The following is a 17833-nucleotide window of genomic DNA, read 5'->3' on the forward strand; positions in this document are numbered from 1 at the left end:
CACTTTCATAGCGTCTCAGTCCTTCCCTTTACCGAACACAAGAATTCCTAGAATGACCGCGAGCAGAATAATTGCACCGATGACTTCGCCCAACGAAGGAATCATGACGACAGGCCAGACAAGTCCTCGCCCGGGGTTATATGCGAAGCTCTTGTAGTGCGTTGCGCCCCAAAAGCTTTCGTAGACTGCCACCATCAACCCAATGATCAGGTAGCCCGCCCATAACGTTCTTTTCACGGTTTTTTCGCTCTTGTTGTTAAACGCGCAGTCCTAAATTGTCCTAAGTACAGCCTGTCGTGCGAAGATTCAGGCGCCGCATTGTACTTCGTTTTACGCCCTGCTAATGCGTCTGACGACATGGCATGATTGATATTGACAATCTGCTGACGACCTTGTGTCAATTGGTCCGAAAAGGCCGGCGAGAAGGATGCCCCGCTTGACTTCCGCGGCTGCCTGGCAAAACTCGAGTCAGAACGGTTCGTTCTTGATTCACCACCTTTCCATGCCGGCGAGCGCCTGCATGCAATGGCCCGCCGGCTGAGGTCGATGCCTAACCTCGAACGACTCAGTCACCCATGCTAGCGCCAGCCACCTTGATCGCTGACGTGTCGATACCCTGCGACGTCGCATAAGTAACCAGTTGACTCGTCGTGCTGCCAAATGCGGACATAAGCGTCGGCGCTTCCTTTGCCACGTACAGCAGGCTGCTGAGCTTGAACAAGATGGTCGGATCGATCGTATGCGTGAGCGACTGGCCCGCCTCGGCCGCCTTCTTGCCGGCGTTCACGAGTCCCGCCGTTCCAACGCCATACGGTACGAGCGACTTGGCAAACATTGCCTTGCTTTCACCGCTCAGTGTGCCCGCCTTCGCGATATCCTTCTTTGCGTAGTCGTTGAGATCGAGGCTGCTGTCGAGGGCCTTCTTCATGTCGTCCTTGCCCGTCAGCGTCCCGCCGCTGAGCGAGTCGGCCGTGTGTTGCGCGGCCTGCGCGCGCTCGTCGTCGCCGAGTGCCCTGAACATCATCGCTTGCGCTTTCGACAGATTGAGCAACGACACAGCCATCGATGTGAGAAGTTGCGTTTGCTGGGTCGACAGTGCATCGACGTTGAGGCTAGGGGCGCTGTTGCTGCCGCTAATGCCGGGAATCGACGGCAGACCAAACGCCATCGAAGGCGATGCATGAACAGCGGAAACAACTAGTGCAATAGCGGAAAGCGTGCGGAGTTTCATGGTTCATATTCCTTCTCGTTAGATGGGACTGCTAGTGGATTTGTTTGGCGTTCAACTGATCGACCAACGTTTTGGCGGCGTTGCGGCTCGCCAGATTTAACCCGTTACGCGTCGCGACGCTTTCATCGGGTCCAAGTCCCGCGAATTGGACGGGACCGACCGACGCGACTTTTCTAGGCAAGACCTGCCGGATGTCCCAGACCTGTCCGCGAACCGAGACGAAGACCCGCTTGTTGCCGGTGACGGGGTCGGTGTCGTGTACGCCCATGTCGATGGTTCCCGTCGCGAATAGCGATGCGCCGCATTGACGCGATGCGCCAATCATCGAGCGGCGCATCTGCATGGTCATGTCGTCGCTCGCGCCGAATTCCTTCATGACGATGCTCCTGTCCACTCCGCCGCAGTTCGCCACGACATCGTCATAACCTGCGATCTCGAAACCTGACGTGCTGAGCACGTCGCTCATTGCGGCGGTGACATCCTCGGGACTCGTCACGTCGTAGACGGTTTGCGCACGCTTGCGCTCCGTCGAGCCGCCGTATGTCACTTCCTTCATGTCGGACGTACGGCTGCCGGTGGCCTCGACATCGTCCGCATCGACGGCTTTTTCCATCGACGTGCTGGACGATTCGATCTTCGCAACTTTCGACACACGCGCATCGAAGGACTTGGTTTTGATCACTTCACGGGCGAGAAACACGAACACCAGCGTGCTGCCGTTACCCGTGCCCTGGCGCGCTGCCTGAGAGGTCGAACCAAGAATGGCATCGACGGCGGTCTCGTTGATGTTCGCCCGCACCGCGACGCGCAAGGTATGCGACGCGGGATCGGTCAACTGATCGACGATCGTCAAATCCTTGACGTATTCGTCGATATCACCCGTGAAGCGCTCCTTGTTTGCGAGGTAGTTCTTCATTTTTGCGTCGTTGAAGCGCGACGTGAACAGATCCCATGCCGCCAGCTTCGCTGCGCTGAACGCGGCCTTGCTGGATGCCGCGTCCGGAGCACTGGAGAAGAGGCCGGTCGAATACGGCACGGTGACGGTGCCGCGTACTTGCACCACGTCCGCCGCTGCAAACAACGGCATCATGAGCGTCAACGCCAGCAATGCGCGTCGAGCGTGTCCGATTACATGCATCTGTCGACCACTCCTTTGAATGCAGTCATTTGCTTGTCGATGTCCGGCGCCTTCGTCATCTGGGCGAGCGTCTTCGAATCGCGCTTCGAAATCTGCTGCGTCAGTACGGTGAAGAGACGGCGCAGGCTTGTCTGATAGGCGTCCCAGTCATTCGGCGTGAAGCCTTCCGAACGATCGAGCACGACGTAATTGAGATTCTTGAAGTCGGCGCTGACGTATTGCGTCTGCAATTGCGGCTGCTCGACGTTCAGCGTGATGAACGAGCCGAACACGTATTGTTCGGTCGCGTTGGTCTGAACTTGTGCACGGCGGAAAGCACGCACGCGGATATCGATGACGAAGTCCGGATCGGGCAGATTGAGCGTGTAACTGTCGCCATTGGCGAAGCGCGCAACCATGCTCTGACCGATCGCCTGACCCTTGGTATAAGGCACGAGGCCCACGTTCTGCGCGGACGCCAGGCTGTATTCGAAGGCTTGCGCCACTTCGGTCTGGTAGGCGTCGTTCTGCTTGAGGGCATCGGGTATGACGGCTTCGGCCTCAGGCGCAATGGTCACGTTCCGCACGCCGATATACGACGTGTAGCTCTTGCCGACCGGCGCATCCTTCAGACGCCGCACCCATTCCGCGAAGACGTTGGCCCCGAAGGCCTTGTCGAGATACATGTTGCGAAAAACTGCCCGGTGCTCTTTGAGCGTGCGGCCCGGCGCGCCGACATCCTGATACTGCGCCATGGCCGGGATGTCGAGCAGCAGCGTTTTGGTCTGCATGTCGAAGACGAGCACGTCCCCGATCACACGATAGACGTACACGTCCTTGTCGCCGCGCTTCACGTCTTCGACGCTTTCCTGCTGCAGCGCGAACGCGAGTGTGCTGGCGTTGCCGGCGTGGGAATCGCCCAGGCCGTACTTCAGCGTGATGTCGCTCCGATCGAGCGCGGCGAGTTGTTCCTTGAGCGCGGCATCGAGTACGTTCATGCCATTCGCTGTCTTTTCTTCCTTCAGTGCTTCGGCGTAAGGGTAACGCTGTGAGTTCTGCGAGAAGTTGCCGGCGAAGGAGAAGCCCGCAAAATAGAGGTCTTTCGCGTTTGCCGCGCTCATCGCCATGCAGGGCGTCAGGCAAAGAATCAGTTTGAGTAGCAGGTGTCGCATGTTAGTGAATGAAATCGTGCAGCCTGTTTAATCGTCACGCCAGTTCAGTCGATCACGCCGTTCTGTTTGAGAAAGGCTTTGACCGGCGGCATCAACGCATCCGGATCGAACTGTCCCGTGGTCCAGCTCAAGCCGCTCCACGGAACCTTGAAATCGAAGACCTCGTTGCCGTGGCACGATGCCGCCACGCTCTGCATGTCGCGGATATCGAGCGCCGCGTGTGCGTCGGGCCGCCGCTCCGCGCGATCGAATTCGACGAACAGCGCGTTTCTTGCGGCGTGCGCCGCCACTTGCGGCAACGCGCGGCCGGAGCCGTATCGTTCGATCAGCCGTTCGCGCGTCGTGCGAAACTCGATCCAGTCCTCGCCCGCTGCGCTCCACTTGCGAATCTGCCCGTCGCGGACGGTCTGAAAGCCGTCGTCATCGCAGACATCGAATGCCCACGATGCCGGGGCGTGCGCGATCATCTGCACGAGCAAATACGCCGGCGCGAGCCGCTTAAAATTCATCGGCGTGCGGCACGGTCTGTTTGAAGTTCGACAGTTGCCCCGGCGGCGTCCGGTATTCTTCTGCGCGCGGCGCAGCGGCCTGACCGTTAGCGCCCGTCTTCTGCGCATAAGCGGCACGTGTCGCGCCGGACTGCGACTGCGCGGCCGCCGCCTGACTCTTGCAACTCACGCCGACCTTGACCGTGACGGTCTGCTGTTTCGTATCGACTTCACGCGACACCACTTGCACGCCCGACAGAATCGATTCGGCACTCGTGCTGCTGACCGATGCGATCAACCGCTTGGCCGACGATGCCGTTGCCTTGCCGCCATCCGATGTGCTGCGCTGCGCGTCTTCGCGAATCGTCGAGAGCGATTGCTCGGCCTTCTGCTTGCTGCTGTAAAACTTCGCCAGCTCGTTGCGGGCTTCGATCGACCCTTCCTGCGTCGCCGCCTGCAAGTCCGCTCCGGTATTGCCATACAACGTGCCGACGCCGGTGCAGAGAATGCGCGCATCGCACGAGTCCTTGGGCGGCGCGACGAAGCAGCCAGGGAATCCGCCGAGCGGGATATCGCCGCCGCCGTCGTTCGACGCGGGACCTTGCTGAGCGAAAGCGTGCGACACGACTACCGAACCGATGAGACAAGCGACTATTTTCTTGAAGTGCATGATGTGATGTCTGCGTCGTTGAAGGCGGTTAGATTGATCAGTAATCCGATTCGATCGAGTGACTTTCCGCCTGAGCATGTCCGGGCGCAGGACGTCCGCCCATGTCCGCCGCCAAGGAATTGAAAAGGTCGTTCGCCGAGGCCGCCACTCGCCACGCCTGATACTTGCGCGCGGCGACCGTGCCCGCGTCGAGCGGTTGCGAGTGATCGAGCGTGGCCTGAGAAATGCGCGCGTCGCTGTAGGTGATGGTCGCAGTGCCGACTTCGCTGCTCTTGTAGCCGAGAAATTCCTTCGTATAAGGGTCTTTCAGCGTGCTTTCGATGAGCCGTACGGCGCACTTGTCTCCTACCTTGAAGTAGCTCGATCCTTCGGCAATCGTGAGCGTGCCGTTGTCATTTCCGACGACCAGCGGCGGATAGATAGACTGAAGCAGGTCACCCGACAGCGCGTGTGCCACGCCGAGCAGGCGCTTGACCGCCGGTAACCGGTCATTTCCCTTGACGTTGATTGACTTCTGCTCGGCGAACTTGATCTGCCGGCTCGAATAATCGATGACCTGGAGTTGCGCGCGAATCTGCGTCGTGCCTTCGCCCGAACCTGCGTTAGTTCGCGTCGTGACGATCGCGAGGAAGTCGGGCGCCACGCCCGAGGACAGCCGCGCGAAGTCCTCGATCTGCGTGCCTGCGCGGATCTGGGCCATCTGCGCTTCGATCGCTTCCTTCTGCTGCCGGTCGAGAATGGCGAACTTGCGGCTTTCGACGAGATCGGTGGTGATGGCATCGACGATCGCCGCAGTGCTGGCATCGGCCTGGCCGTGCGAGGGAACGACCGCGATCTTGATCCGCTTCATCTGCTCGGATTGCTTGAGCACGGCCACGCCGACCTGCACTGTCGCCTGGTAGCCGCCATCGGCAGGCTGCGTCGATAACGCCCGCCACGACTTCACGACGCCGTTGGTCGTGCGGCGAATGTCTTCATCGATACTCCTTGAGCTTTGGGTCGCGGCGCCCGTCGATGAAGTCGAAGACTTCGTCAGTCGCTCCGTCGATTCGATGCGCTCGCCGTTCACCGAAGCCACACCGTTGCGCACGGCATCGACCGTGGCGGACGCTGCGCTCGAACCAAAGCCCGTGGCGGTAACCGAAACGACTTCGAGTTGTCCCGCATGCGCTCCGTGTGCCGCGCCAAAGAAGCAAGCGAAGGCCGCGAGCACGGTCATCTGAATCAATCTGCTCGCCGGTTTCGCAAGATGGATAGTCGTTTCGATCTTCAATTTCGTTCTATTTTTTATAGCGATAAAAGCGTAGTTCCTGCTTCTCACTGGCTATCGGCGCGGCGCGGCAATACTTTAGGAACTTGCTGTATTTTTTCCGGGCAGCTCATCGCCCGGCACGGTCGATGCGGCAAGCCTGCTTTGTTTTATGATTTATAGCGGCTCTGAAGCTACCGAGGCGGACCGGAGCATACGTAGAATGTCGGGGGTCCGGCTTTCGTCTGGCAGCTCATATGGGTGCTTCGAGGAGAACCAGCGTCATGGCGCGTAAAGCTGCCATCTATCTTCGGTTCCTACAGTTGGCCGAAGCACTGCGAGGCTTGCCTTCGCTGCCCGCGCTCGACCCACTCGAAGAGAGAATGCTCGAACTCATTGCACGTGCGACCCAGGACAGGGTCCGGCTCTCGGTCAGAGACATGATGTCGCAGCAGGACCTCGCCTCGCCGGCCACATTGCATGCCCGACTGAAGTCCATGCGCGATAAAGGGTGGATCACGCTCGCCGACACCGAAGATTCCCGACGCAAGCAGATCGAGCTATCGCAGGCCGCGCTGCGACATTTCGACCGACTGTCGGAGTGCTTTCTCAAGGCAGCCGAACAAAGGCGATAAGTGCGATGCGTCGGACGACCAGCTCGACCCCGCGGGGCGCATCACAGTCGCGCCGCGCGCGCTCCGTGGCGCATTTCCAGCTGCAGGATCGCGCGCTGGAGCACCCGTTCCGCGTTTCCTTTCAATTCGACGAAACGGCAGCCCAGCACGGTGCGGCACTGGCCGGTTGGCGCGAGGACTGGTCGCGGTGCGACGATCTGCAGATCCACCAGAACCGCGCCGAGTCCGCCCGCTTGCAGCCGCACGTCCTTCAAGATGGTGCCCGGCGTGAGCGATTCGAAATGCGCTTCACGCGCGCGCAAAGAGACGCCCCCGAGGGACAGGTCCTGCAATTCGTATCGAAACGCTACACCGGCGTGATCGTTCCCGCTGAGCACGAACGCATCCAAAAGGGGCGCATCGACGCGGTAGTACTCGCGGCGCTGCACGTAGTGAAGCAGTTCGGGAAACGGTGCCTGCAACGCGGGACGTCCTTCGAAGGTCGTCTCGACGGCCCGCCCTGTCACGCACCCCGTACGAACTCCCGATGGCTGGCTGCGAAACGTCAGTTCCGCGGCACCGGCGAGTGCGCGATTGAGCCGCTGCATGCTGCTGACGTCGAAAACGAAGTGCGCCTCGCGCACATCGACCTCCAGCAGTTGGGTGACGAACTGCGTGCCGTCGAATTCGACTGTGAGGAAGTCACCGCGAGTCAGAATGCTTGGCAGGAACCCCGCTATCTGCGGTCCGAGCCGCTGCGCGTAGCGGTCGTCGGCCTCTTACCCATCCGTGTGATCGCGCTTTCATCCATCGCCGGGGATTCGGCGATCATCGTGCGTTGCCAATAGCCGCGCGGACCGGCTGCGCGCCGATATGCAACATCTCGCCGTGCGTGGAAGAAGACGAAGACGACGAGGACTCGAGCTGAGCCGCGATTCCCTCGAGTTCAACGAGCAGCGAAAGCAGTTGCGCCTGCTGACCCGGCGCCGCCGCCGGCGCCTGGCGCAACCTCTCGATGCGCTCGCGCCAATACGACACCGGCCACGCGACACTGCGATGCCAGTGTCGGGAGCGGATCATCCTCGCGAGATGCTCGATTTCCCGCTCGATGAAAGGTTCGGTGATGTAGGTGAAGTCGCGTTGTTGAACCACGGTCGTGTCCCTGACTCCTGATGGCAGCTCTGGCAAGTCGACGCTTCACGTCTTCGCCGAGCCTTGGCTTGCCGATGATGTTAGCATTCACTTATCATTTTGATAAGCACAAGGGCAACGCGGACCGTTCTTTTTGCCCCGACGCTCTCATCGAATCATCCTCCTTCAAGGGTTCTACATGGCCAAAAAGAGCTTCGATGCCTATTTCCGCTTCCTCAATCTGGCTCAGGCGGTCCAGGCATTGCCCTCGGTGCCGAAGCTCGACGCCGTCGAGGAACGCCTGCTGGAAGCACTCACGGCGTCGTGGCACGCGGGGCACGCGCTGACGGTCACCGAAGCGATGACGCTGTCGGTTGCGGGCGCCCCGGCCACCGTGCATCGCAAGTTGACGAGCCTGAAGAATCAGGGGCTCGTATCCGTCGATGAAAGCAGCGACGATCTGCGCATCAAGACGGTCGCGCCGACGCGCAAGGCGCTGGCGTATTTCGAAAAGCTGGCCGCGTGTCTTGAAGAGGCGAAGAATCGCTAAAGCGTTGCAACGCCCCTACCATAAACACGCGTGGAGAACGTTATAATCTGTCGCTTTCCGGCGCATGAGCGCAGTAATTTTTCCCACCCGGGCCGTTATCCCTCTTGAGAGCGGGGATGGCCAGCAGTGTCCGACAGCCTCCGTAGCAATCGCAGGTGTTGTGCTGCATCCAGACTGCGATTGACATGTTCTTCCCGCGTAACGTAGTCGCTCATCGCCGCCGTGCTTCGACGGCGATGAGCGTGCTTGTCCTGTGCATCGTCCTTTCCCCCGGCGTTCGCGCCGATGAAAGCGATTCAGATGCGCAGCAGCTGAAGCCCGTCATCGTCAGAGCGGAGAAGCTGCCCGCGCCCGAAGAGCGCACGCCCATCGCCATGAGCGTCTATGGCAATGCCTTCCTCGACAGCACGGGCGTGAGCGATATCAAGTCGCTTGCCACCATCGCGCCGGATTTGAGCTATGCGCAGGTGCAGACGGTCGTGCCCGTGCTGACGATTCGCGGCATCTCCAGTCGCGACACGACCGAAATCGGCGATCCATCCGTGGTCGTCGTGACGGACGGAAGCTCGAACAATCGCCCGTATGCATTGAGCGGCACGCTCTACGATCTCGACCACATCTCGGTGCTGCGCGGCCCGCAAGGTACGCTGTACGGGCGCAACGCGGTGGGCGGCCTCATCGATATCGTGACGGCGAAGCCTTCGCGGATTCTCGAAGGCCGCGCATTGGTCGATCTCGGCAACTACGCGACGCGCAATCTCGACGCGATGGTCAACGTCCCGGTGAACGACGTCCTGCAGTTCCGCGTGGCCGCCATCTCGCGCCGGCACGACGGCTATCTGAACAACGCGCCGCAGGCGGACGGCGACGACGAGGACACCCGGTCCGGACGACTGTCCGTCGCGCTCGAACCGACCTCGCATCTGCGCGTGCTCTTCACCGCGCAACAGACGACGATAAAGGGCGTCGGCCCCGTCTCGCTCGACATACCCTATATCTACGACGCGAGCGGCCACCTCTCGCACGACAAGCCGCCCTTCCCGGCCGATCCGCGCACCTTCACCTATGCGACGCCGCAATCGCAAAGCATCGAGGATACGATCGCGCGATGGAGCGTCGCTTACGATTTTCCCAGCGTCGAACTGAGCTATATCGGCAGCTATGACAACCTGACCTGGCGTCACGCAGCCGACAGCAGCCCGAGTTTCGCGGAGCCGGTGTCGTACCGGCAGAACGAGTTTCCCAAGACGCTGAATCAGGAAGTGCGCGTAAGCTCGCTCGGCGATGGGCGGTGGTCGTGGCAGGCCGGCGTGTCGTACTTTCGCGAGTCGTCGTCGCTGTCGAGCGCGAACGAATCACCGTTCGATGGCGGCGTGTATCTGCCCACGCTTGCGTTCGCGTACGGCATCCGCACGACATCGACGGCGGCGTACGGCCAGTCGTCGTATTGGGTGACCGACAAGATCAGACTGACTGCGGGCATGCGCGTGACGCGCGACGAAAAGAGCCGCGATGGCGAATACTTCTTCGCCAATTCGAACGAGCCGCCGTTCGTCTATACCTACGTGCCGCAAGACAACTCGGGCACCTGGTCCGAGCCGACGGTTCATCTTGCGGCTGAATACGCGCCCACGTCCGCGTTGATGAACTACATCCGCTATGACACGGGCTACAAGTCGGGTGGCTTCTCGTCGTCGGGGTCGTATGCGCCGGAGACGCTCAAAGGCATCGAGATCGGCACGAAGTCGCTGTGGAATTCGCAGCGCCTGCAGCTCAACGCGAGCATCTTCGACTACGACTATTCGGGCCAGCAGATCGCGCAACTCGTGCCGTTCGCGGACGGGCGCACGGGCACGAGCATCGTTAACGCGGGCCGCACGCGCATCTATGGCGCCGACGCCGATATCCGCGCGTTGATCGATCCGGTCGGGTTGCTGACGCTGTCGGTGGCATGGCTGCACGCGCGCTTCACCGATTTCGTCGTGGACGATGGCAGCGGCCACAACGTGCAACTCGCCGGCAACGCGCCGCCGCAGAGCCCGGCGTTCACGGCCGGCTTCGGGCTGGCCCATACGTGGATGACGGCGGCCGGGCGCATCGTCGGCCGCGTGGACGCGAAGTTTCAGAGTGGTCAGCACTTCACGATCTACAACTACGCGGACGATTATCAGAAGCCATATGTGACCGCCGATCTCTCGGCGACCTGGATGCCGAACCGCAAGAACATCGAGTTGATGGCGTACGTGCGCAACGTGACGAACAAGCGCGTGTTCACGGCCGCCGAAGAATACACGTTCGACGACTCGTATCGTTATGCGTTCGCGGCGCCGCGCACGTTCGGCGTGAAGGCGACTTACTTCTGGTGATGCGAAAAGTCGCCTCAGGCGAGGCCCGCGTTGTGCACGACGATCCATCCCGACCATGCAATCAATGCGACACCGAGCGGCTTCGTGATCGATCTCCCCAGGCGCATGTTTTTCTCGGCCGCCATGATCGCACCCAACGCCAGCATCCAGCCTACGTTTCCTGTGCCGACCGCGAACATCAGCGACATCAGCGCCCAGCAGCAGCCGATGCAGAACAGGCCGTGACTCACGCCGAGCAGGAAGCTCTCGCGACGCGCGCTTCGGCCATGCCAATGCGCGGCGATGAACAAGAGCGGCGAGCGGCACTTGTCGAGGCATCGGTGCTTGAGGCTGCTGAACTGATACACGCCCGCCAGCGCGACAGTCGCGGCGCCGATCAACCAGCCATTGGCGAGTACCGTCGACGAATGGTCGGCGAGGCGATGGAGCGCCGCATCGACGCCATGCGCGACGAAGCCGAACGCGGCCCACGCCGTGACGTAGCCCGCGATCAGCAATGCGACCAGCGCGCGCCGGCTCCCGCGCGAGCGTGTCATGCGCCTGAAGGTATCGAAGAGCGGGAAGGCGGTCGGCAGCATCATCGCCGCGATCATCAGTAGCCATGCGACGCTGTGCAGCGACGCCGCCACCGCGTCGCTCGCACCGGGTACCGCGCGGCACATCGCGCCGATGCCGGGCAAGTCGGCCCAGCTCACATGGCTTGCATAGCGCGCATACGGCCCCGTGTTCCACCACCACAGCGCCGCCCACGCGCTCGCCGTCAATGCGGCAAAGAGCGACACGAAAAGCCGTGAGCGCAGGCGCATCTTCACGACACGAAGCTGAACGATCCTTGAATAGCGTTATGTCCCGTCAACTCGAGATCGAGCCCAAGCACTTCGTGCTTGAGGCGAAACGCATTCGCGCGACCGACGAACGCGGGCGATCCGGGTATCGTCGAGAAGATACTGTCGACGAGTTTTGTCGGCTCGCCAGTCGGGCCTCGATAGGGTTCCAGTTCGGCCTCGATGGTTTCCCCGACCTTCATCCGGCCCCGGCCTTCGACGACCGTGTACTCGATCGACGCTCGATTCACCGAAACGACCTCGCCGATGAGCTTCACGATATCCGCGAGTGGTCCGCCGCGTTCGCCGCGGTGGACGCTCACCAGCGCGTCGAATTGCGCGTCGGTCGCGCGCTCGTCGACGTACATGGCGACGCGCCAGCCGCCTTCGAGCACGTTGCCCGGAATGAACGCCGCAAACGCGACTGTCGTCCCCGAGACATCGACGCCGTCGATCGTGCCCTGCTCGTAGTGATATGCGATCGCGCTGCGGCAAATGCCGTTATCGGGATCCTCGCCGATCCAGCACGGGCACAGCACTTTGCATTCGCATACTTCAAGGATGCTGCCCATCAGTTGATAGCTCATGTTCGCCTCTTCTGCGGGTTGAATCCGGCCTCACAGAAAATGACCGGACATCCTTCGTTGTAGTCGTTAAGCGAACGAGAATCAAAGCGTGCGCCGCTGTCATTCATGAAGCGGCTCATACACGTGCCGCGCGTTCGTGATGACCGTCGTGGACGAGGCGCATGGCGGCTTGCTGCCCCATGTCTTGCGCACTGCGCTTCCAGTATCTGCCGAAGCCGAAGCTGCTTCGAGTCGCCGGCGACACTGCCTTTGCGATTTATGAATGCCTGCGCTGTTGACCGGCCACGCCGGCCAACGCCGCCCATGCCTACATGCCCACGCTCGCGCCTCCGCTCGAACTGGTTCCGTTGCTCGCGCCTGCCGTCGAACTCGACGATGACCCCGGCGCAATGTCGATCCGCCCGTAGACGCCATCCGCTTCGTCATTCGGCCCCGCCGCGAAGAAAAGCGTATTGGACGGCTGATTGTTGAGACCGTTGCCGAAGGCGATACCCCACAGACCCTGCTCCACAATGGCATGTCCGTTCGAGTCATCAAGCGGACCGATCGACTGACCGCTCGATGCGTCGAACGCGTTGATGGTGCCATCGCCAAAGTTGCCGATGAGAATTGCGCCGCTCAGTGAGCCAAAGTTACCCGGCGCCTGTGCAATGCCCCACGGCGCATTCAGCGCGCCGGCCGTCGCGAAGTGCTGCTTGAGGTTGCCTGCCGTATCGAATACGTCCACCATGCCGAGTCCCGCGCCGGCGACATCGTCGTGCTTGGCGTCGTCCTGCTTCGCATACGTCACGAACAAGTTCGATCCAACCAACTGGATACCGAACGGTGCGAAGCCAGCGGGAATCGCGGGGTCCGAGAAGCCGCCCGGCATGACCACCTTGGCGAAGCTGGCATCGAAAACATCGATCTTGCCGTTATGGAAATCGGTGGCGTAGAGGAAGTTGCTGCCATTGTTCGCCGCGAGCGCCAGCCCTTTATAGACCGCGCCGCCCACGCCGTCGTCATACATGACAAACGCGCTCGTCGGACCGACAGTAGGCGCCCACGCGGTAAGGGTGCCGCCTTCACCCGCGAAGATGAACGCCGCGACGCCGGACTTGCCGTTTTCCGTCACCGCGAAGCTTGGCGTGCTGTTGAAGACGATGCCCGTCGGCGACGCTGAACCATTCTTGCCGTCGGGTATCGTCACGATCAGTGATTGAGGCGCACCGTTACCGTCATAGAGCGTCGCGACGTTGGTACCGTTATCCGCGACCCAGACGAACCCTTTGGGATTGAATGCAACGCCCCAGGCGTTCTTCAGGTTGGAGTCGGTATGAGTCGCGGGCACCGGACCATTCGACACGAGCGCGGTTGCCGCGAACGAAGACTGCACGGGCGGACCGGAATCGTTGGAGTGGGAACTCCCGCCGCACGATACGAGCGTCGCTAAAGCGGCGCCGCAGGCGAAGACTGTCAACATTGAGCGTTTCATGGCCGCACTCCTCGTTCGTCCTTAGGTCACAACAGCTTCGAACGAGCAGAGGAGTGGCTTTATTCCGGTACGCGAATGCTTTCGTGCTGCTCTCACTACATGAACTGGTTAGCGAAAACAGAACGAGTTCGGATGGTGCGACGCTTCACGCAAGTGCATGGCCTGGGCCGCAGCCGTTTTAGGCGTCGGGATCGTGCCCGGATGCGACTGAACTATTTGCCTGCTCCAGTCGACGGAATGCACGTCAGCACGAGAACGCCGCTGCTGGGGCCGATTGCATCGACTGAAGCCTCATGAGACTCTCCCGAGCCGCAAGACCATCTGGCGACGAAATCGGCTTTGCAATCGGCTCTATTGGCACGCGTAGCTGGCAGGGCAACCGGATACACACAACGGTCGGTGAAGTCGCAATGCAAAGCCAGGTCGCGAGTCGAATCGATAGTGTGGGCACCGCAGTTCCCGTCATAGACGCCGGACTGGATCCGTATCGAGGCGGCCATCGTCGAGCAGGAACTCGCTGCAAGCAGCACGCCGAGCGAAAAGCCCATGCACGTGTCTCGCATGATCTGGCCTCCGGCAAGTCGAGGAAGCGCAGCAGCGGCGTCCCCGCCTCAAGTGTAGGTGACGAGCACGTTCAATGCAGGCAAGTTCACTCTTCAAAGCCTGAACGCAGCATCCGTCCGCGGCACGGAACCCAGTGGCTTCGCTTCGCCGGCCGCATCGGGCGTCAGCGGTTTCGGCGACTTCTTCGACTTCAGCCCTTCGCCCAAGGTCGTGCCGTTCGACTTGCGGCGGGCCGCATGCCGCTCGATCACCCGTTGCAACAGGCAGAACGCGCACAGCAACGCGCCGATGACGATGCGCGTCCACCACGAACTGAGCGTCCCATCGAAGGTGATGAGGGTCTGGATCGTGCCGAGAATGCCGACGCCGAACACCGAGCCGATCACGTACCCCACGCCGCCCGTGAGCAGCGTCCCGCCGATGACCGTCGCGGCGATGGCGTCGAGTTCCATGCCCTGCCCTTGCAGCCCATAGCCCGACAGCACGTACAGCGTGAAGACCACGCCGCCGAGCGCCGAACAGAACCCGCTGAGCGCATAGACGCCGACTTTGGTGCGCGCGACCGGCAAGCCCATCAGCAGCGCGGAGCGTTCGTTGCCGCCGACCGCGTACACATTGCGCCCGAAGCGCGTGAAGTGCGCGACGAAGATCGCCACGAAAAGCGTCGCCACGGCGATGAGCGCGCCCGCCGTGACCGACGCCCCGCCGACATTCACATGAAAGCCGGACAGCGCGTGAAACGTCGTATCGTTGATCGTGATGGATTGCGTCGTGATGAGAAAGCACGTGCCGCGCGCGAGGAACATGCCCGCCAGCGTCACGATGAACGGCTGCAGCTTGAAGAAGTGGATGAGCGCGCCCATCGCCGCGCCGTAGAGCGCGCCCGCCGCGAGCACGAGCGGCACGATCACCCAGACCGGCCAGTGCAGTTTCTCCGCGAACACGGCGCACAGAATGGTCGTCAGCGCGACGACCGAGCCGACCGACAGGTCGATACCGCCCGACACGATCACGAACATCATTCCGATCGCGACGATCAGCAGGAACGCGTTGTCGATCAGGAGGCCGAGCAACACTTGCAACGAGAAGAAGCCGGTGTACATCACGGAGCCGAAGCCGAACAGCGCGGCGAACAGCACGATGGTAATGACGATCGGCAATACGCGCGGGTCCGTCACGCGGTCGAGCAGGTTTCTCATTGCGATGACTCCGCGAGCGGCTGTTTCGATGCGGCCGGAATGACGCGTTTGAACTGCCGCAGCAGCACGGTGCGCGCGGTGGCCGACTGAATGACGCTCACGACCAGCACGACCGCCGCCTTGACGACGAGCGTCGCTTCGGGCGGCACGCCGATGGAATACGTCGTGTAAGTGAGAGTCTGGATAATGAGCGCGCCGAGCACCGTGCCGGCAAGGCTGAAGCGCCCGCCGAGCAACGACGTCCCGCCGAGCGTGACCGCGAGGATCGCATCGAGTTCGAGCAGCAGGCCGGCGTTGTTGCCATCGGCGCTGCGCACGTTGGAACTCGCGAGCACGCCCGCCAATGCCGCCGTCAGGCCCGAGAACGCGTACACGCCGAACACGATCATGCTGGAACGCAAACCGGCGAGCCGCGTTGCGACCGGATTGACGCCGATTGCCCGGATGAACAGGCCGAGCGCCGTGCGATTGACGAGCAGCGCGGTCAGCACCAGCGCGCCGCACGCGACCCACACGGAACACGGCACGCTCGCCAGATAGCCGCCCCCGACGACGAGATAACCCTTGGCGCCGATGGGAATGATCTGGCCGCCCGTCAGCAACTGCGCAACGCCGCGTCCCGCGACCATGAGAATGAGGGTCGCGATGATCGGCTGCATGCCGATAAACGCCACGAGCAAGCCGTTCCACATGCCGCCGAGCACGCCGACCGCGAGCGCCGCCGCGATGGCGAGCGTCACGCGCGACGGATCGTCCGCGAGAATCGTGGCAGCGGTCGCGCCGGCGATGGCGACGATCGCGCCCACGGAAATATCGATGCCGCGCGTCGCGATCACGAGCGTCATGCCGAGCGACACGAGCACGAGCGGCGCCGCGCGATTCAGAATGTCGATGGGCGCGCCGAACAGATGACCGTCGAGCATCGTGATCGAGAGAAAGTCCGCGTTGTGCGCGAGATCGAGCACGCAGAGCAGGACGAGCGTGAGGCACGGCCACACGAGCGGATGCTGCGCCACTGCCTTGAGCCGGTTCATTCCGATCCTCCCGCGATGAGCCGATACACTTCGTCTTCTGACGCCGTATGGCCCGCGACTTCCGCGACCTTGCGGCGATCGCGCAGCACCGCGATCCGGTGACTCACTCGCACGACCTCGCTCACTTCCGACGAGATGAAAAGAATCGAAAGGCCCTTCGCGCAGAGTGCGAGCACGCGATCCATGATCTCGAATTTCGCGGCCACGTCGATGCCGCGCGTCGGTTCGTCGAGAATCAGCATCTTCGGTTCGGTCGCGAGCCAGCGCGCAAGCAGCACCTTCTGCTGGTTGCCGCCCGATAGCAGGCCGATGGGCTGCTCCGCGTCGCGCGCCTTGATGCCGAACTGCTGGATGTACCGGTTGGCGATCTCGCGCTGCTTCGCCTTGCCGATGCAGCGCCACAGGCCGCGCCGCGCCTGCACGGCAAGAATGATGTTCTCCCGTATCGACAGGTCCGCGACGATGCCTTCCTTCTTGCGATCTTCCGGACAGTAACCCATGCCGTGCCGCACCGCGTCGCGCGGAGAATGCAGCTTCACCGTCTTGCCGCCGATACGCGTCGCGCCCGCATCGGAGCGTTCCGCGCCGAACAGGAGCCGCGCCGTTTCGGTGCGGCCCGAGCCGAGCAAGCCCGCGAGCCCCAGTATTTGTCCGGGCTGCACGTCGATATCGACGGGATTCATCACGCCGCGCCGCGCCACGCCACGCATCTCGAGAAAAGGCGACACGTCGCTCTGCTCGGCGGGCGCTTGCGTCGCGGCGCGTTCCAGCCGCTCGGTCATGCGTTCATGGCCGACCATCTTCGAGACCAGCAGTTCGACGGGCAGCTCTTTGGCGAGATATTCCCCTTCGCGCTCGCCGTTGCGCATGACCGTGATGCGGTCGGATATCGCGTAGGTCTGTTCCAGAAAGTGCGTGACGAAGAGAATCGCGAGACCGGACGCGCGCAGTTTGCGCAGCACGTTGAAGAGGCGCGTCACTTCGCCGTCGTCGAGGCTGGACGTGGGTTCGTCGAGAATGAGCACGCGCGCATCGACCGATAGCGCCCGCGCGATCGCCACCATCTGCTGCACGGCGATCGGATACGTATCGAGCGACTTGGTGACGTCCACCGAGACGTTGAGTTCCGCGAGCGCCGACTGCGCGCGCGCGTGAATCGTCTTCCAGTCGATCGCGCCGCGCCGCTTCGGCTGACGGCCCGCGAACATGTTCTCCGCGACCGACAGATTGGGGCACAGATTCACTTCCTGATACAGCGTCTGGATGCCGGCCGCTTCCGCTTCGAGCGGGGCGGAAAAGCGCACGGGACGGCCCGCGAGCCGGATCTCGCCGGCGTCGTGCTCGTGTACGCCCGTGAGGACGTTGATCAGCGTCGATTTGCCGGCGCCGTTCTGTCCCATCAATGTGTGAATCTCGCCGGGAAACAGACGGAACGCGACGTCATGCAGTGCGCGCACGCCGGGGAAGGACTTCGACAGGCCGATCGTTTCGACCACGGGAGCGTCGGTCATGGAAAGCGCCGGGAAGAGGAATGGGTCGTCCATCGCGCGGCGAACGCCCCGC

18 protein-coding genes are annotated in these 17833 nt (G+C 62.0%); 3 read left to right on the forward strand and 15 right to left on the reverse strand.

Annotation, left to right across the window (positions count from 1 at the left end):
• Positions 1 to 15 precede the first annotated feature (15 nt).
• The 7 genes from GV035_RS09680 to GV035_RS09710 form a co-directional block, all read right to left on the reverse strand.
• Positions 16 to 237: a hypothetical protein gene (locus tag GV035_RS09680; RefSeq protein ID WP_236572507.1), complete on the reverse strand. Its 222-nt coding sequence runs from the start codon at positions 235 to 237 to the stop codon at positions 16 to 18.
• A gap of 328 nt (positions 238 to 565) precedes the next feature.
• Positions 566 to 1231, reverse strand: coding sequence for a hypothetical protein (locus GV035_RS09685; protein ID WP_159834713.1), 666 nt, complete (start codon positions 1229 to 1231; stop codon positions 566 to 568).
• A 31-nt stretch (positions 1232 to 1262) separates the two neighbouring features.
• Positions 1263 to 2369 (reverse strand): hypothetical protein, encoded by a 1107-nt coding sequence (locus tag GV035_RS09690; RefSeq protein ID WP_159834714.1) that lies wholly within the window; start codon positions 2367 to 2369, stop codon positions 1263 to 1265.
• On the reverse strand, positions 2360 to 3520 hold the full coding sequence (locus tag GV035_RS09695; protein WP_159834715.1) for a hypothetical protein: 1161 nt from the start codon (positions 3518 to 3520) through the stop codon (positions 2360 to 2362). Before GV035_RS09695 ends, GV035_RS09690 begins: the two co-directional genes overlap by 10 nt.
• Before the next feature lie 44 nt (positions 3521 to 3564).
• The gene (locus GV035_RS09700) at positions 3565 to 4029 is read right to left on the reverse strand and encodes a hypothetical protein (protein ID WP_159834716.1); all 465 of its coding nucleotides are present in this window, start codon (positions 4027 to 4029) and stop codon (positions 3565 to 3567) included.
• Entirely contained in the window at positions 4019 to 4678 is a 660-nt protein-coding gene (locus tag GV035_RS09705; protein WP_159834717.1) for a hypothetical protein, read from the reverse strand. The genes GV035_RS09700 and GV035_RS09705 overlap by 11 nt, the downstream gene beginning before the upstream one ends.
• Positions 4679 to 4715: 37 nt before the next feature.
• On the reverse strand, positions 4716 to 5906 hold the full coding sequence (locus GV035_RS09710; RefSeq protein WP_159834718.1) for a hypothetical protein: 1191 nt from the start codon (positions 5904 to 5906) through the stop codon (positions 4716 to 4718).
• A 305-nt stretch (positions 5907 to 6211) separates the two neighbouring features.
• On the opposite strand from GV035_RS09710, the gene GV035_RS09715 reads away from it, so the two are divergent.
• Positions 6212 to 6562 (forward strand): winged helix-turn-helix domain-containing protein, encoded by a 351-nt coding sequence (locus tag GV035_RS09715; protein ID WP_159834719.1) that lies wholly within the window; start codon positions 6212 to 6214, stop codon positions 6560 to 6562.
• A gap of 41 nt (positions 6563 to 6603) precedes the next feature.
• On the opposite strand, the gene GV035_RS09720 is transcribed toward GV035_RS09715, so the two are convergent.
• Together GV035_RS09720 and GV035_RS09725 are read right to left on the reverse strand one after the other, a co-directional pair.
• The gene (locus tag GV035_RS09720; protein WP_159835055.1) at positions 6604 to 7281 is read right to left on the reverse strand and encodes a flagellar brake protein; all 678 of its coding nucleotides are present in this window, start codon (positions 7279 to 7281) and stop codon (positions 6604 to 6606) included.
• 88 nt (positions 7282 to 7369) lie between these two features.
• Positions 7370 to 7693: a hypothetical protein gene (locus GV035_RS09725; protein WP_159834720.1), complete on the reverse strand. Its 324-nt coding sequence runs from the start codon at positions 7691 to 7693 to the stop codon at positions 7370 to 7372.
• 178 nt (positions 7694 to 7871) lie between these two features.
• Between GV035_RS09725 and GV035_RS09730 the strand changes: the two genes are divergently transcribed.
• Positions 7872 to 8222: a winged helix-turn-helix domain-containing protein gene (locus tag GV035_RS09730; protein WP_159834721.1), complete on the forward strand. Its 351-nt coding sequence runs from the start codon at positions 7872 to 7874 to the stop codon at positions 8220 to 8222.
• A 236-nt stretch (positions 8223 to 8458) separates the two neighbouring features.
• Positions 8459 to 10588 (forward strand): TonB-dependent receptor, encoded by a 2130-nt coding sequence (locus GV035_RS09735; protein ID WP_159834722.1) that lies wholly within the window; start codon positions 8459 to 8461, stop codon positions 10586 to 10588.
• A gap of 14 nt (positions 10589 to 10602) precedes the next feature.
• Here GV035_RS09735 and GV035_RS09740 read toward each other — a convergent pair whose 3' ends face one another.
• The 6 genes from GV035_RS09740 to GV035_RS09765 all read right to left on the reverse strand — a co-directional run bounded on the left by GV035_RS09740 (position 10603) and on the right by GV035_RS09765 (position 17781).
• On the reverse strand, positions 10603 to 11394 hold the full coding sequence (locus GV035_RS09740) for a DUF2182 domain-containing protein (protein WP_159834723.1): 792 nt from the start codon (positions 11392 to 11394) through the stop codon (positions 10603 to 10605).
• A 2-nt stretch (positions 11395 to 11396) separates the two neighbouring features.
• Positions 11397 to 11999 carry a DUF1326 domain-containing protein gene (locus GV035_RS09745; protein WP_159834724.1) on the reverse strand — a complete coding sequence of 201 codons (603 nt, stop codon included), beginning with the start codon at positions 11997 to 11999 and terminating at the stop codon, positions 11397 to 11399.
• Between the two features lie 307 nt (positions 12000 to 12306).
• Positions 12307 to 13473 (reverse strand): TIGR03118 family protein, encoded by a 1167-nt coding sequence (locus tag GV035_RS09750; protein WP_159834725.1) that lies wholly within the window; start codon positions 13471 to 13473, stop codon positions 12307 to 12309.
• Positions 13474 to 14129: 656 nt separating this feature from the next.
• Positions 14130 to 15236, reverse strand: coding sequence for a galactofuranose ABC transporter, permease protein YjfF (gene yjfF / locus GV035_RS09755; RefSeq protein WP_159834726.1), 1107 nt, complete (start codon positions 15234 to 15236; stop codon positions 14130 to 14132).
• Positions 15233 to 16270, reverse strand: a complete 1038-nt coding sequence (locus GV035_RS09760) for an ABC transporter permease (protein ID WP_159834727.1) — start codon at positions 16268 to 16270, stop codon at positions 15233 to 15235. Before GV035_RS09760 ends, yjfF begins: the two co-directional genes overlap by 4 nt.
• Positions 16267 to 17781, reverse strand: a complete 1515-nt coding sequence (locus tag GV035_RS09765; protein ID WP_159834728.1) for a sugar ABC transporter ATP-binding protein — start codon at positions 17779 to 17781, stop codon at positions 16267 to 16269. The genes GV035_RS09760 and GV035_RS09765 overlap by 4 nt, the downstream gene beginning before the upstream one ends.
• Positions 17782 to 17833 lie beyond the last annotated feature (52 nt).

The organism is Burkholderia sp. 8Y (assembly GCF_902506145.1).
Taxonomy (GTDB): domain Bacteria; phylum Pseudomonadota; class Gammaproteobacteria; order Burkholderiales; family Burkholderiaceae; genus Caballeronia.